Below are 15,994 nucleotides of genomic sequence, written 5' to 3' on the forward strand. Positions count from 1 at the left end.
GGAAGGATAGGCAGCCGTGTTCTGCATTACATAAATATGTAATATCACGGCCTGATATGAAGCAGTAGGCTGGGAAGATGTCTGGATACAGCGCGTTGCTATCAGGCCAAAGCGAGACCGAAGCCGGTCACGCTGATTGCCGGAGGCGGCCGGGGATACCCTCAGCTATCGTCAACGTGAAATTGCGTTCGATCTCTCAATCGGAAGGCTGAAACTGAAGGTCACGCCGCGGGACACATTGCGCACAGCCCCAATCCGGCCCGCGTGTGCTTCCACGATTGACTTGCAGATTGCCAAACCCATGCCCATGCCTGTTTTCTTCGTGGTAAAAAACGGCTCGAATATCTTCTCGAAGTTCACCCGCCCCGCACCGTGATCTTCCACATCGACCACAACATTGCCGGCATCGCGACGTGAGCGGATCACCAGCAGCCTCGGTCGTTCCTCCGTTGCCGCTAACGCTTCGATTGCGTTGCGCACAAGATTGACGATCACCTGTTGAATCTGAACCGCATCCGCGCTGATCTTCGACACGTCTTCGCCGAGAATTGTCTCGAGCGAAACCGCGTTGTGCTGGATGTCGTCAGCCATCAGCGTGCACACCTGAAGAATCAGCTTGTTGACATCGAGATCAACCTTTTGCGGAGCCGTATGCCTGAAAAGAGCGCGAATGCGGCTTACCACGTCTGCCGCGGCATTCGCGTCGCGCACAACCTGCTCGGCCGAGTATCGGGCTTCGTCGAGCTTGGGCGGCGTTGCAGCGAGCCATCGCACGCAGGCCTGCCCATGCGCCACGATGGCCTGGAGCGGCTGGTTGAGTTCGTGGGCAATGGAAGCGGAGAGTTCAGCCACAGCCGCGAGCCGCGACGCCTGCGCCAGCCTCTCCTGTGCGTCGCGCAAGGCCTTCGATAATTCCGCGCCGTCATCGATATCGACATCGAGGCCGAAGAACTTCATCACTTGCGCGCCGCCCCCTTCGGTACCGCGGTGCTCCCGAACCTGCTCGACGTCGAGCCTTGAGAGCAGATCTGGCTCGGCCAATAACTGCTCGAGGAGTGCGACGAGATGATGCCGCACGCTCTCGGAACGGCGTGCGCCTTCCTCGATTGCAACGGCAAGTTCCGCCCACCGCGGCTGCCGGTATTGCTCACCCAGATAGGTCCGCACAATAGTCTGCGCAATGAAATCGAAGTGATCAAGCAGATACAGCGAGACGTCGGCCAGAAGCTCTTTGGCAATACGCTCGTCCAACTCGCCGAGCGCAATGTAGGTGCTCCAGATTTCCCGCAACCCGAGGCGCAATGCCTGCAAATGGCTCTGCAGCGGCACACGTTGATGTTCACGTCGCTGGCTGATTTCCCGAAACACGTCCATGTCCTGCGCCGAGGGGAGTTCGCCCGACAACAGCGTCTCGAACCAGACTTTGGCCGACAGCTCGACCGATTCGCGAACGTCCCGTTGCGCCGACGGTACCAGCAACCTGTATCCGTCCATCTGCGTCAGTATCGCCAGCGTACGCTCGACGACATGCGTCAGATCAGCTGCGATCGAAACGGTCTTTTCCCGCAAGTAATCGCTGATTCTTGGAACATTGGCTAACACGGATAGACACCCATCAATAACGGACGCACGATTTCGAAAGACAAGGAGCGCCGAAGCCGCGGTTTGTACGGCTTATACGGCTTATGTGACCCTGCGGCTACGCGCCGACCGGTGCCTGCCGGACACCTGCAATGGGATTCGACGCGGCGTATCATGGGGCGAAAAATGAGTCGGTCGTGGCGAGGCGCCAATGAGCCGCCTTCCACTGATCGGCTGGGGCGTTGCCCCTAGCCTGAGGCACGCTTCGATCTCAATCCGGTGCACGTATGGTCGCCTGGCGCGGCGCAACCTGCCATCCCCCAGATTGGGGAGAGTCACACCCTCCCCCGGCCCGGGGGAGGCGCTTCTATAAATGGGGCGGTGGCGGCAAGCACGCCTCCCAACAATTCGCTGGCTCAAAACAATGGGTAACCGAAACATGCGTGTGACTGGAGAGACATCCGCGAGCGGACTGCACCTTTTCCTCGCAACGAAGATCGTTCCGCCGCGCGTGCCGGCAGATCTTATCGCGCGTCCGCGGCTCGCTGGCCTCGCCGAGCGCGCCGCGAACAAACGTCTCACCGTGATCAAGGCACCCGCCGGATTCGGCAAAACTTCGCTGGCGCTCAGTTGGCTCGACCGGTTGCGCGCGAACGGTGCATTAGTGGCGTGGCTGTCGCTGGACACAGAAGACGATGAACCCGCGCGCTTTCTCAACTATCTGGCGCACGCGTTGCGGCACGCCTGCGACAAGGTCGGCGCCGCGGCGATCAGCCTGACCGCCGACGCCGCATTCGTCCCGTTGCACGCCGTCGTTTCCACCCTGGTCAATGAGCTTGTCGAAGTCGATGACGAGGTCGTCCTGTTTGTGGACGACTATCACCAGGTCAGCCTGCCGGCCGTACACGACGCGATGTCGTTCCTGATCGAAAAGGCGCCGCCTCATGTGCATGTGGTCCTCTGCAGCCGCACCGATCCACCGCTGCCGCTCGCGAAGCTGAGAGCAGGAGACGATCTGCTGGAAATCGACGGGTCGGTGTTGCGTTTCGACTTCGACGAAACAAGGCGCTTTGTCGAACGCACGTTGCCCGGCACGCTGACCGCTTCGTACATCCAGACGCTTTTTGCGGGCACGGAGGGCTGGGCCGCAGCGCTGCGCATCCAGATGTCCATGCTATCGCGCAAGGATGGTGAGGCGGTTCGGGAGCGTGATGCGCCATCCGGTAAGTCGCGGCCGTTCGCCGCCTATATCGAGTACATGTTCGAGCGCCTGTCCCCCGACATGGTCGGGTTCATGCTGCGCACGTCGATACTCGACCGGTTGAGCGCGCCGCTCTGCGAGGCGGTAACGGGCCTGCGCACGAGCCAGCCTATGCTGGACGAAATCGCCGGGGCACAGTTGCTGTTGCAGGCGCTCGACGACAAGGGGCAATGGTTCCGCTATCACCCTCTGATGGGCGAGTACTTGCGGGCTCAACTCGAGACGCTGCACGCGGACGAGGTGGCGGAACTGCATTGCCGCGCGTGTGCGTGGTATGCCGATCAGGAGTTGTGGACGGAGGCAGTCAGACACGCGATCGCCGCGGGCCGCACGGATAACGCGATTCGTCTGATGGAGCGGTGCGCGATGGCGCTGGTCAAGAAAGGCGACCTCCTCACGCTACTCGACCTGCAGCGCCGCTTTCCCGCCGGTCTGGCCGGTGCACAGGTGAAGGTTACGCTGGCGATCGCCTGGGGCATGGCGCTCGCCATGCATTTCGCCGAGGCGCTCGCGATGCTGGATGTAGTCGAACATGATCTCGCGTCCGACACGGGCACCGAAGCCAAAGAGATCCGGCGCGAATGCCAGGCGATCCGCTCGGTCGTCGCGGGCCTGCAGGACGATCCCGAGCGCGCACTCGTTATCGCCGAACCATGCATCGAGCGGCCGACCACCGATATCTGGACTACCAATGTGGCGTCCAACGTCGTGCGCTTCGCCCATTGGAAGGCCGGCAATCTCGAAGCACTCTACGCAACGCCGTGGATGTCCTACTCAGCAGAAGAAAATCGGCGCAATCTTTACTCTTCGGTCTACCGGCAGTGCCTGCTGGGACACGCGGAAATGCAACAGTTGCACTTCGGGCTTGCCGAACGGCATTTCACGGAATCGATGCAACTGGCCGAACGGCATGCCGGTCCCGATTCGATCTCGGTGGCGCTATGCGCACCGATGATCGGCCAGATCTGGTACGAACAGGGCCGGCTGGACAAAGCTGAAACGCTGGTTACCGGGTTGATGCCGGTCATTGACGTTGCGGTCCTGCTCGATAGCGCCTTGATTGCCTATCGCCTCCTCATCCGGATCGCCGTCGCGCGTTCGGATGTGACGCAGGCGTATGCATTGCTCGATCGGGCCCAGGCGTTGAGTTGCGAACGCCAATGGGACCGCATGACCGCAGCCGCCCTCGTTGAACGCACGCGGTTATATCTGATGGAAGGCAGAACGGTCGAAGCGGCTGCGTGCGTCGCGCAACTCGATCAGATGGCGGGCTCCAACGCTCGTCCTTCGCGTTCCATCTCGCTCGAGATCGAGAACTATCGTGCATTCGGAGCGGCCGCTGTTGCCGCGGCCCAACAGCGGACCGAAGAAGCCACCGCGGTGCTGGGCGCCGCGTTGCAGAACGCCGAACGACAGCATGCAGATTTTCTGGCAGTACGCTTGCGAACCATGCTTGCGCTGGTCTGGCTGGCAGCGAACGAACGCGCCCGGGCGATCGGGATCTTTCGCGAAGTCCTGAAGGCCGCCGCGCCCGCGGGCGTGTACCAGTCCATTCTCGAGGTGGGACCGGACATCGGATTGCTGCTGGACGCCGTTCGTGAAGACGCGGAGCAGACGGAGCACTCGAACGAGCTGGTCGCCTACCTCGATCGTCTGCTCGACGGCGCGCGGATTCTCTATCAGCCAGGCGGCCACCGCCGACGCGATACCGAGCGCGGGTCGCTGAGTTCAAGGGAGCGCGAAATTGTCGACCTGATTGCGCGCGGACAGTCGAACAAGGAAATCGCGAATGTGCTTGGAATTGGCGCTGAAACCGTCAAATCACATCTGAAAAGCGTCTTCGTGAAACTCGGCGTCGACAAGCGCGCTCAAGCTGTTGCGCGTGCGTGGGACCTCGGTCTTGTGGGTTCAGACTAACCGCATGCCGAAGTAGCGACATGAATATGTAATGGCGCCGTCCGATGCGAAGTTTTAAATTGATCCTTTTGCCCCTATCTTTTTCCTGAGCTGCCTGACTGGCAGTTCCTGAAAAGGTACCCATCCGCAATGGTATGACCTATGTCCATTGCCTCGTACTCGATTCGCGCCACAACCGTACGCGCAACCAGACCTCGCGGTACGACTCAAAATAACCGCCAACCCTCTCCGCTCACTTTGCCAGTTAGTGACCTTTTCGCTGGAAAATCCCGCCATTAATGTGAAAATGTGGAGTACCACTATCCAATACGTTGACGAACTCCGAGGTTGACATGCTTACCGTGTTGATACCACGCTCGTCCCGGGTTGCCGCCCTCAGCAGCGCCATAGCCGGCGCATCAGCAGTGGCGGGATTACTCGAACCGGTCACGGGCTGCCTCGGCCTCGTAATGGTTGTTCTGGTCGCGCACTTTTTCGACCGCAGCTTTGGGCGTCTCGCCGCGGGTTTCGTCTCGCTCGGAATTGCCGGTGCGACGTTGACTGCCGGTCACCCTCCTCTATCTGGCGGCTCGATCGGCCGCTGCGCCGTCGCAATCGGCGCGGCATGGCTTTGTGCCGAACTGGTCTCCCAACGCCTCCGCCACACCCAACAGCCAGACTCGACGGCCCACTCGAAGGGTGACGATTTCGATCTCAAGGATCGACGGGCGCTAACGGCAAGCGAGTCGAGAGAATTGATCCGTAAACGGGAAGCGCAACTGAACTGGCTCACCGAGAATGTTCCCAGCCTGCTCTGGCGGACGGACGCTCATGGCCGCCTGGAATATGTGAACAAACGCGCTGAGGACTACACCGGCCTACGGCTCGAAGATCTGAGAGCACGCGGCTGGCTTGAGCTGGTGCATCCGGACGACGCTGCATCAACCCTTGAGGTCTGGGAAGATTCCCTCGCTAGCGGGATGCCTTACGACTCGGTCCATCGGTTCCGCGCGGCAGACAACACGTATCGCTGGTTTCAATGCAAAGGCACACCCATGCGCGATGCCAACGGCGAAATTCTGAGCTGGTATGGACTTTCGACGGATATCCACGAGCGGCAGCTGGCTCAGGAAGTTCTTCGCACAGAAGAGCTTAATTTGCGAAGACTCGTAGACGTATTGCCCGCGATGATCTGGCGAGCCACACCGGAAGGAAAAGTCGACAGATGGAATCGGCAAATGCTCGCCTTCATGGGAAAGACCGAGGAAGAATTCGACGGAGAAATGTTACTTCGTCTCATCCCGGAAGCAGACCGTCTTCGTGTCCGCTCGCGCTGGCGGCAAGCTGTGCACGAAGGTGTGTCGTATCAGGACACGTACCAGGTTGCTAGTGCCGATGGGACACTGCGCTGGTATCTCGCTCGCGGCGAACCGTTTCGCGACGAAAGCGGACAGATCCTGCACTGGTACGGCGTATGTACGGACATCGACGATCTCAAACAGACGGAAGCCGTGCTCGAACAGCGGGAGCACCAGCTACGCGAACTGATCGAGACCATCCCCGCCATGCTCTGGAGCAATGACCCACAAGGGGGGCTCACTTACATCAATCGGAAAATCGTCGAATTCGTTGGACTGGATCTTTCGCAGCTCGCGGGCCCCGGCTATCAGGTAACCTGCCATCCTGACGATCTGGACACCATGATTCAAGCGTGGACACACTCGGTCGAGACTGGCGAACCGTACTGCCACACTGCCCGGCTTCGCCGAAAAGACGGGATTTACCGGTGGTACCAACACACGGGTGAAGCAATGAGGGACGCCGACGGCAACATTGTTCAATGGTATGGACTCAGTCTGGATATTGACGAACGCAAGCGTGCCGAGGACCGGCTCAGGCACACTCAGGCTGAACTTGCACGGGCAACCCAGATTGCCACGGTCGCAGAACTCTCCGCCTCCATCGCCCACGAGCTCAATCAGCCTCTCACGTCCGTTATCGCCAACGCGCAGGCTTGCAATCGGTGGCTCGCAGCGTCCCCGCCCAATTTAAATGAGGCCAGGACTTCCGCGGAAAGCGTCGTTCGAGATGCCCATTCCGCCGACGAGACGATGAAAAGCATCCGCGCGCTGTTCAAGAGCCAATCATTCCAGAAGTGCAAGCGTAACGTGAAAGACATGGTTCGCGAATCCGTGCGACTGCTACGTGAAGACGAAACCTGGCATACCGCCGACATCGACCTCGATTTGCCCGACGGCCTGCCCCCGGTGTTCGTCGACCAGATACAGATTCAGCAGGTCCTGCTTAATCTGATCACGAACGGCATAGAGGCCACGGAAAATTCGGGGCGCGCACCGAGGATTCTCATTACCGCAAGGGCGCTTCACGACGGGTCCGTGCTACTCCAGGTGATCGATAACGGTTCGGGCGTCGTGGGTGGCGACAGCATATTCGACGCATTCGTCACGACCAAGAGCACGGGAATGGGCATCGGGCTTGCAGTGTCGCGCTCCATTATCGAAGCGCATGAGGGCAGTCTTACTGCCGCCAATAATCAAGGCTACGGATCAACCTTTAGCGTCGTTCTGCCAGCCCTGAGCAATGACGCCGCGTATCCGGACGTCGAGATCAGTGGAGCGGCCAGTCGCTGAGCGGGGCATGGTGCCGGAGGGTGAATGTGGGACGCCCTCCACAATCATGTAATAGCGGCCCGCCAGTCTGCTACCTATCATCCAGTCAAGATCGAGGGTTAGCTCTAACGAGAAGCGAGGAACCGCATCATGCAAGCTCCCTTTGAAACAGACAGAACGTGGCAGTCAACCATGGCGCTCCTCTCGAACGAAGGCGAAATACAGGCACCGGTGGTGTCCAGTTGCCTCCGCCCGCAGGGCAGCGAAATCGACTTCCGCAAATGCGTCATCCGGGTGCTGGAGCGCCGCGGGCGGAGCTCGGCAACGGTCGCGTGGAGCGACGCGACGTCCTGCTGCTACGGCGAACAGCATTGGCGGCGCTGCGTCGCGAAGAAAGCCGGAATTTGCGCCCTGAGTGGCCAGGCCATTAAGCGAGGCCATGCAGTGTATCGACCCAAGCGGGTTCAACCTACACCACTCAACATCGAAGCGATGATTCTGGCCACGGTCCTCGAAGCGGTCTCTCTGGAAGAAGGCTTCTGAAGATTCAGGTCCGGTCGAAGCGCTGAGCGGGCCCGCTCCTGTCATCGGTCACCATCCGAACTTCGCTTCGACGCCTACGTAGTCCGCGTTGCGCGCTCCTAGCGCGCGGATCGAATCGCCGACTTCAAAGTGCACCGCTTCCAGCGCGAACGCGACATTCGGGCTGACGAGCCAGTCGGCGCGAATCTGCGCATACATACCCGTCCAGCGGGTTCCCTTTCCCGCCGTGCCGGGCACCACGGCCATCCCCTGACCGTAGATCGCATCGCCCGTCGTCGCGCGCCACTGGAAACCGAGTGCCGTCATTAACGTCACCTTCGGTGATACCTTGAAGGTGATCGACGGCTTCACGTGAATCAGGTTGCTGTAGCCGGTGTATCCCGCCAGCGTGAAGTAGTAGCCGTTCGGAAACAACGGATTGAAGGTTTCGACGCGCCCATCGCCCGGATGCCGGTCGCCCGATGCGCCGTCGACCTGCAAACCGAAACGCGGCGAGCCCGCCACCGTTGCGAGCGTATAGCCGCCCAGCAAGCCGAACGCCCACGCTCCGATGGTGTCCTTGCCGACGTGCCCTGTCTGCACCATCGATTCGCCGTCCCAATCGAACGACGCGACCTTGCCCGCGTAACGCACGTCGAATACATCGCGATGCTCGGTGCCTGCCGCATCGAGAAAGCGTGCGTTATCGCGGTTGTAGCGCGACCAGTACGCTGACAGATCGCCTGGCCCCGTGTTCGCACGTTCCACGCGCACGCCGCTGAACGTGAGATGCCGGTTCGAAACATCGTCGAAAGCCGTGACATCGCGATTCTGCACAGGCTGCGTCATATAACCGATGAAGCGCCACTTATCGATTTCATAATCGGCCCACAGCGCGTCGAACGCCTGACGCACGTTCGGCCCGTCGCGCACCGAGACAAATCGCTGCAAGTCGAACGCCATCTCCTGCCGCCCGACGCGAGCCTTGAACGTGCCGCTGCCTACGCCATAGACGAACGCGACGAACGCCTGTCCGATGTCGAGCGGATTCTTGTCGACGGGCGAAACGGCATCCTTGCCGAAGGGCCGCGCATCCTCGAGTTGGAAAAACGCCTGCACGTGCTGACCGATGCGCGCATCGGCATGCACTTCGGCGCGCTCGATCACGTAGCTATCGGGCCGCGCGGCGCCGAGCCCGAAGAGTGGCGTGTTGTTCAGTTCGAAGCGTTCACGCAGGGTCGCGCCGAGCGACAGATAGGTCGACGGATCGCTGCCGGGCGAGATGTACTTGAGCGCATCGAACGGCTCGCGCGGCACACACGGATTGGCCAGCACCAACCAGTCTTCCTGCCAGTGGTTGAATGACAGCGGCGACGGCCGCTTCGCGGTGCATTGAGGCGCAGCGGCCACGCCGGCAACCGCATCCGCCGCGTTGTCGGCGGCGAACGCGTCCACGCCCTCTGCCCATCCGCACACCGCGAGCGCGGCGCAGGCAGCCGCCTTCGACGTCGCGCGCCTCAGTGAGCGGCGCTGCATCATTTCGCCAGTTCGTGAATTTCGGCGACGTAGCCGCCGGGAAATTCGACTATTGCCGTACGCCCTTCAACTGTCCTGTTCGCCGGCGACAGCACCTTCACGCCGACACCCTGCGCCTTCGCGAGCGTCGCGTCGAGATCGGCGACCAGATAGCCGGTGACTTCGCGGCCGAACGGATAAGGCAGCTTGCCGTCGGTCACGAACACGAGCATGGTGCCGAAGCCGGACGTGATGCGTACGCGCCGGATCGTCTCGTCGGATCGGCCGATTTCGCCGCCGTCCGCGTGACGGTTGTCGGACACGACCTTGCCGTGCGAAAAGCGTACAAAGCGCTTGATGAAGTTATCCGCGGATTGCGCGGACACATAGACGCGATTGTCGGGCACCGTCTCGAGCGGACCGTACGAAGGCGCCCTCGTATGCCAGTACAACTGCATGTTCAGGCCGCCGGGCCATTGGATCACCGCGTCCTTGCCGATCGGATCGTCGAACGTCTCGACGATCACGTCCGCGCCCGCGGCGCGCGCGGCACGAACGGCCCTGTCCATGTCGGTGACGAGGTAGCCCGTGCGTTCGCTGCCGAACGGATACGGTATCGGCGTCTGGAATGCGAACACCGACAGCATGCCCACAGGCGTGCGCACGTATTGCGAAGCCGTTTTGCTCGGCGTCGGCGTGACCGTGAACACGGCGCGCGGCGAAGCCGTGCCGCCGAAGGTCGCGACAAAACTGTCGACGAACGCGTCGATGTCCTGGGTCGCCACATAAACGTGCGTCGTGTCGTACTGCGGACCAACCGACACGACCGGCAGGCTCTTGCCTACGTTCTGATGATCGGCTTCGGCGAAAACCGGCGGGGCGCTTAGCGCCATGCCTAGCGCTGCGACCGACACAATCGACGTAAGCGACACGACAGCGTTCCGCAATAATCGAATCATCCTGACTGTATTCATAAAACAGCTCCTTACTGGTAGTGGATGCCGCACCGTTGCGCGGCGCAATCCGATTGCGACTTTCAGCATGCCCGTGCTGCGCACCAGCGCAGCGAGCATAACGCGAGGAGCGGCAAGAGCAGCGCCTACTGATCCTCGTTACATAACGGATTCGGCTTGTTGCTGGCGACAGGCGGAGCGCTTTGCGTTTGCGCATCGGGCGTGCGTATGCGCGCCTGCACGAACGGAATCGCATGCTCGCCGATCACAATGCCGAGCAGCCCGGCAAGCGCGATCAGCGGCGGCGCGGGCGAATGCACACGCACAAGGAAATACAGCAGGCCAACCACGAAGCCCGTACCGAATGCAATCAGATATGACATGGTTCATTCCTCACGCGCCGCGGCAAATGCGCCGTACGCTCACGCCTGCCGCTGCCCGGACGGATGTGGGCGCAGCGCAATCCGGTAGCGTCCCGCACCGCCGATCGTGATCGTTCCGAACATGATCAGCAGCATCCAAGCGAATTGCGCCTGGTCCAATGTCCATTCGCGATGCACGAAACCCAGCGCGACCACGCAGACCAGCATGATCGGCAGCGCGGCAAGCCGCGTCGCGATGCCCGCGATCATCAGCAGCGGGCACACGACCTCCGCGAAGATCGCACAGCCTAGCGTCAGCGTCTTGCCGAGATGAAACGGGTCTTCGATCGCCTCGAGCTGACTCGTGTAGTGGATTGCCTTCGGCAGTCCGTGCACGAGCAGCACGAGCACGCTCGCGGTGACGCGCAGAAACAGCAGCGCCACATCGGAAGTGAGAAAACGCTTCATCGCCCGCCTGCTCCTAGAACGCGAAACAACTGCAACCAAGCGCGCCCCAGAACGCGTTCGCGTCGCCTGCGGGCACGTTGCTGCGCCATGCCCACGCATGCGCGTGGCGATGCACACCGCACAGGTTCACGCACGCGTCGTTGCACGACTGCACGAGCGGCGCCGCAGGACGATAGCGCGCATAGCCGCCGTATTCCGCGACGGGTGACCACGTGGGACTAACGGGCAGCGCAGGCGGGCCGAACGTTTCGAACTCTTCGGCCGCGTAGACAATCCGCCCATTGACCGCCGTCAGCACCGAGCTCAGATGCTTGATGCCGTCTTCTTCCATCGTGAAATAGTCGTCGCTCAGCACCGCGAAATCGGCAAGCTGGCCAGGCACGAGCGCGCCCTTCCTCGTCTCTTCGTTCGAGAACCATGCGCTACCCACCGTATAGCGGCGCAGTGCTTCCATGCGATCCAGCCGGTCCTGCACGGCGTACATCAGCGTGCCGCCCACCGTGCGCCCCGAAACAAGCCAGTACAGCGACACGAACGGATTGAAGCTCGCGACGCGCGTTGCGTCCGTCCCCGCGCCGACCGGCAGCCCGGCCGCGAGCATCTTACGCACAGGCGGCGTATGCGCGGCGGCTTCGGCGCCATAGCGGGAAATGAAGTATTCGCCCTGATACGCCATCCGGTGCTGGACGGCGATGCCGCCGCCCAGCGCGGCAATGCGGTCGATGTTGCGCGCCGAAATGGTTTCGCAGTGGTCGAAGAACCAGCGCAGGCCGTCGAACGGCGTGTCCTGGTTGACACGTTCGAACACGTTGAGGAAACGTTCGATCGATTCGTCGTAAGTTGCATGCAGCCGGAACGGCCAGCGGTTTTGCACGAGCAGCCGCACGACAGCTTCGAGTTCGCTTTCCATCACGTCCGGCAGGTCCGGACGCGGCTCCAGAAAATCTTCGAAGTCCGCGCCGGAGAACACAAGCATCTCGCCGGCGCCATTCATCTTCAGGAAATCGTCGCCGTCACCGGGTTTGGTGACCTTGACCCACCTCGCGAAGTCTTCGATTTCCTTCTTCGCGTTCTGCGTGAACAGGTTGTACGCGATTCGTACGGTCAGCTCGTTACGCTTCGCGAGTTCCATGATGACGGCATAGTCGTCGGGATAGGACTGGTAGCCACCGCCTGCGTCGATCGCGCTCGTCACGCCAAGGCGGTTGAGTTCGCGCATGAACTGACGCGACGAATTCAACTGATCGTCGAGCGGCAGCTTCGGTCCTTTGGCGAGCGTCGCGTACAGCAGACCCGCATTCGGACGCGCGATCAGCATGCCAGTCGGATTGCCACGGCGGTCGTGCTGGATCTCGCCGCCCGGCGGATTCGGCGTATCACGGTCATAGCCGACCGCACGCAGCGCAGCAGCGTTCAGCAGCGCGCTGTCGTAGAGATGCAGGATGAAGACGGGGGTATCCGGCGCGATCGCGTTGATCTCCTCAAGCGTCGGCCCGCGTTTTTCCGCAAACTGAAATTCGTTCCATCCACCGATAACGCGCACCCATTGCGGCGCGGGTGTGCGCGCAACCTGCGCGCGCAGCATCTCGAGCGCGTCGCGCAGCGAGGGCACGCCATCCCAGCGCAGTTCGAGATTGAAATTCAATCCGCCGCGAATGATGTGAAGATGCGAATCGTTGAGCCCGGGAACGACCGTGCGTCCCTTCAGATCGATGCGGCGCGTGGACTCGTTCGCCCATTGCATCATGTCGTGGTCGTTGCCGCCCGCAACGATCTCGCCCTTCGCGATGGCGAGCGCCGTCACGAATGAACGCTTGTCGTCCTGCGTCGCAATCTTGCCGTTATAGATCACCAGGTCCGCAATGCGGCTGGGCTGAATCGGTGCGGTCATCGTCGCTCTCCGTGATGTTTGGTCAGACGCGTTTCACGCGCGACGACGAAAGCGTCTCGCGTGAAAAAATGGCGTGAGGCAATCTGTCCGCCTAGCTCGCGTGCCCGCCAAGAATCTGCTTCGCGTAGCGCACGCCGATACCATACGAGGTATGCGCCTTGAAAATCTCCATGCAGCCTTCGTACGTTTCGCCACGCGCCCAGTCACGTTGCAGTTCGCACATGAACTGCACCGAGGTCAGCGGCACCGCGCCCGCCTGGATGACGCGCTGCACGGCACGCTCATGGGCTTCCCCGGTGATGTCGCCGCAGGCGTCCGTCGGCACATAGATCTCGAAGCCTTCGGCGAGCATCTGCACAGTCGGAAATGCAACGCACACTTCCGTCCACAGACCCGCGATCACAATCTTCTTGCGGCCCGTCGCCTTGATCGCTTCACGAAAGCCCTTGTCTTCCCACGAATTCATCGACGTGCGATCAATCGGTTTGATCTGCGGAAACACCGACTGCACTTCCGGCAGCAGTTGGCCACTGAAGGTATCGGCGGCGACTGTCGTCAGAACGGTCGGCACCTTGAAGAGCTTCGCGGTCTTCGCGAGGATCTGAATGTTGTGCAGGATGGTGGTGCGCTCATGCGAGTGCGTGCCGAAAAACATCTGCGGCTGATGGTCGATAAGCGCGAGCGCGCACGTGTCGGGCGTCAACAATTCATGGGCCATGAGTAGCTCCAATTTACGAGAATGCGAGGACCCGCACGGTTGCACGAAGGCCACCGTGTCAGCGTCCGGTTAGTGGATGGGGCGAGTCGATGTTGCATCGGCGAGGCGGATGCGAACGGCTTCCCGGCGAAGCTTGAGCGTGAGTTTCACGATGCCGCAATGGCACGACGACAAGGTATAACTTCGTACCTTGCCGGGACATTACATATTTATGTAGCGCGGTGGTCCACGGTAAGTTCGGATGCCTGACCTCATTGCTCGACCGGCGCGGAGCACAAATTGCCTCGCCAAGATGTTCCAGATTTATGTAATGGTCGCCTTAGGACCAGCCAACTACTATCGGACACATCGCATGGCGAACAGGTCTTCATTCGTCCTGCGCCAAAGGACCACGCACTCACGCGGAATGCGCTTCTTTTGTCTCCCCGATAAGCATCCGATGGGCCGCAAATTCTTAATCTATGGAGATGTGAAATGGCAACGATAGCTGCCGACTACATGGTTGGTGCACTGGTAAACGCGGGCGTGAAGCGTGTGTTCGGTGTGGTGGGAGATTCGCTGAATGGATTCACGGATTCCCTACGCCGGGAAGGTTCCATTGAGTGGGTTCACATGCGGCATGAGGAAAGCGCGGCTTTCGCCGCGGGCGCCGAAGCTCATCTCACGGGACAACTCGCAGTCTGTTGCGGGAGCTGCGGCCCGGGGAACCTGCACCTGATCAACGGCTTGTTCGATTGCCAACGCAGCGGCGTTCCTGTTCTCGCTATCGCCGCGCATATTCCAAGTTCGGAAATCGGCATTGACTATTTTCAGTCGACCCATCCCGAAGTGTTGTTCAAGGAATGCAGTCACTACGTCGAACTCGTCACCCACCCCGACCAGTTGCCGCAGATTCTGGGCCGTGCGATCCGGACGGCCGTTGCGCGTAAAGGCGTCGCTGTTGTCGTCATACCTGGCAATGTGGCGCTCGGGCCGCTCACAAAACCTGTGCCGAACTGGAGCGCACCGTCCGCTCCAATGATTCGCCCCGCGGACGCCGACATCGCGAAACTCGCACTTCTGCTGAACCAGTCGTCGCGCGTGACGTTGCTTTGTGGAGCCGGTTGCAAGGATTCGCACGCGGAAGTCGTGGAACTCGCCCGCAAGCTGCAAGCGCCCATCGTGCACTCGCTGCGAGGAAAGGAGTACATCGAATACGACAACCCGTTCGATGTGGGAATGACTGGCCTTGTCGGATTCTCCTCCGGGTATTCAGCGATGAAGAGCTGCGACATGCTCCTGATGTTGGGTACCGACTTTCCTTATCGACAGTTCTATCCGGAGGGGGTGACCATCGCGCAAGTCGATACAAGGGCAGAAGCCCTCGGCAATCGATGCCCGATCGAGCTTGGCGTATTGGGAACAGTCAAGGATACGCTCAACGAACTTCTCCCCATGGTTCAGCAGAATACGGACAGCAGCTTCCTGAATCGTGCACTCGACGATTATCGCAAGGCTCGCGCGAATCTGGATTCGCTGGCTGAGCCCGAAGCGGGCAGCAGCACGATTCATCCGCAATACGTGACCCGGCTCGTCAGCGAACTCGCCGACGAGGATGCCATCTTCTCCTGCGACGTCGGCACCCCCGTCGCATGGACAGCCCGATATCTGAAGATGAACGGCAAACGGCGCCTGGTGGGTTCATTCAATCATGGCTCGATGGCCAACTCGCTCCTGCACTCGATTGGCGCGCAGGCCGCTTTCAGGGACCGGCAGGTGATCTCGATGTCGGGTGACGGCGGCTTCACCATGATGATGGGTGAATTTCTCACGCTGATTCAGGCAGGCTTGCCGGTCAAAGTCGTCATGCTCAACAACGGAACGCTGGGCTTCGTGGAAATGGAGATGAAGGCCAGTGGCTTCGTCGATACGGGATGCGACCTGAAAAATCCGAACTTCGCCGCGATGGCCAATGCGATCGGAATCAAAGGCATACGCGTCGAGCACCCTGCGGAGCTGGAAGGCGCGCTAAGCGAAGCATTCGCCCATCCGGGTCCGGCGCTCGTCGATGTTGTAAGCGCGCGTCAGGAGCTCGTGATGCCTCCCACGACCAGCGCCGATCAGGCTTACCACTTCGGCCTGTTTATGCTTCGTGCCGTCATGGACGGTCGGGGCCAGCAGCTCATCGACCTCGCAAAGGTCAATCTCTTCCGGTGAT

11 protein-coding genes are annotated in these 15,994 nt (G+C 60.8%); 4 read left to right on the forward strand and 7 right to left on the reverse strand.

Annotation, left to right across the window (positions count from 1 at the left end):
- Positions 1 to 171: 171 nt before the first annotated feature.
- Positions 172 to 1,569 carry a sensor histidine kinase gene (locus PQQ86_RS10785; RefSeq protein WP_408266448.1) on the reverse strand — a complete coding sequence of 466 codons (1,398 nt, stop codon included), beginning with the start codon at positions 1,567 to 1,569 and terminating at the stop codon, positions 172 to 174.
- 451 nt (positions 1,570 to 2,020) lie between these two features.
- On the opposite strand from PQQ86_RS10785, the gene PQQ86_RS10790 reads away from it, so the two are divergent.
- The 3 genes from PQQ86_RS10790 to PQQ86_RS10800 all read left to right on the forward strand — a co-directional run bounded on the left by PQQ86_RS10790 (position 2,021) and on the right by PQQ86_RS10800 (position 7,911).
- On the forward strand, positions 2,021 to 4,759 hold the full coding sequence (locus PQQ86_RS10790; protein WP_408266449.1) for a winged helix-turn-helix domain-containing protein: 2,739 nt from the start codon (positions 2,021 to 2,023) through the stop codon (positions 4,757 to 4,759).
- A 332-nt stretch (positions 4,760 to 5,091) separates the two neighbouring features.
- Positions 5,092 to 7,389, forward strand: coding sequence for a PAS domain S-box protein (locus PQQ86_RS10795; protein ID WP_408266451.1), 2,298 nt, complete (start codon positions 5,092 to 5,094; stop codon positions 7,387 to 7,389).
- A 129-nt stretch (positions 7,390 to 7,518) separates the two neighbouring features.
- Entirely contained in the window at positions 7,519 to 7,911 is a 393-nt protein-coding gene (locus tag PQQ86_RS10800) for a DUF3331 domain-containing protein (RefSeq protein ID WP_408266453.1), read from the forward strand.
- Positions 7,912 to 7,959: 48 nt separating this feature from the next.
- Here the strand turns inward: PQQ86_RS10800 and PQQ86_RS10805 are convergent, their stop codons facing one another.
- The 6 genes from PQQ86_RS10805 to PQQ86_RS10830 all read right to left on the reverse strand — a co-directional run bounded on the left by PQQ86_RS10805 (position 7,960) and on the right by PQQ86_RS10830 (position 13,797).
- On the reverse strand, positions 7,960 to 9,429 hold the full coding sequence (locus tag PQQ86_RS10805) for an alginate export family protein (protein WP_408266455.1): 1,470 nt from the start codon (positions 9,427 to 9,429) through the stop codon (positions 7,960 to 7,962).
- Positions 9,426 to 10,379 (reverse strand): VOC family protein, encoded by a 954-nt coding sequence (locus PQQ86_RS10810; protein ID WP_408266457.1) that lies wholly within the window; start codon positions 10,377 to 10,379, stop codon positions 9,426 to 9,428. Before PQQ86_RS10810 ends, PQQ86_RS10805 begins: the two co-directional genes overlap by 4 nt.
- Positions 10,380 to 10,504: 125 nt before the next feature.
- Positions 10,505 to 10,741, reverse strand: a complete 237-nt coding sequence (locus tag PQQ86_RS10815) for a DUF1427 family protein (RefSeq protein WP_408266459.1) — start codon at positions 10,739 to 10,741, stop codon at positions 10,505 to 10,507.
- A gap of 39 nt (positions 10,742 to 10,780) precedes the next feature.
- On the reverse strand, positions 10,781 to 11,188 hold the full coding sequence (locus tag PQQ86_RS10820; RefSeq protein ID WP_408266461.1) for a DoxX family protein: 408 nt from the start codon (positions 11,186 to 11,188) through the stop codon (positions 10,781 to 10,783).
- Positions 11,189 to 11,201: 13 nt separating this feature from the next.
- Entirely contained in the window at positions 11,202 to 13,079 is a 1,878-nt protein-coding gene (locus PQQ86_RS10825; RefSeq protein WP_408266463.1) for an amidohydrolase, read from the reverse strand.
- Between the two features lie 91 nt (positions 13,080 to 13,170).
- Positions 13,171 to 13,797, reverse strand: coding sequence for a hydrolase (locus PQQ86_RS10830; protein ID WP_408266465.1), 627 nt, complete (start codon positions 13,795 to 13,797; stop codon positions 13,171 to 13,173).
- Between the two features lie 474 nt (positions 13,798 to 14,271).
- On the opposite strand from PQQ86_RS10830, the gene poxB reads away from it, so the two are divergent.
- Positions 14,272 to 15,993: a ubiquinone-dependent pyruvate dehydrogenase gene (gene poxB / locus PQQ86_RS10835; protein WP_408266467.1), complete on the forward strand. Its 1,722-nt coding sequence runs from the start codon at positions 14,272 to 14,274 to the stop codon at positions 15,991 to 15,993.
- Position 15,994: the final 1 nt, after the last annotated feature.

Source organism: Paraburkholderia sediminicola (assembly GCF_046026675.1).
In the GTDB taxonomy this organism is placed as follows: Bacteria; Pseudomonadota; Gammaproteobacteria; order Burkholderiales; family Burkholderiaceae; genus Paraburkholderia; species Paraburkholderia sediminicola_F.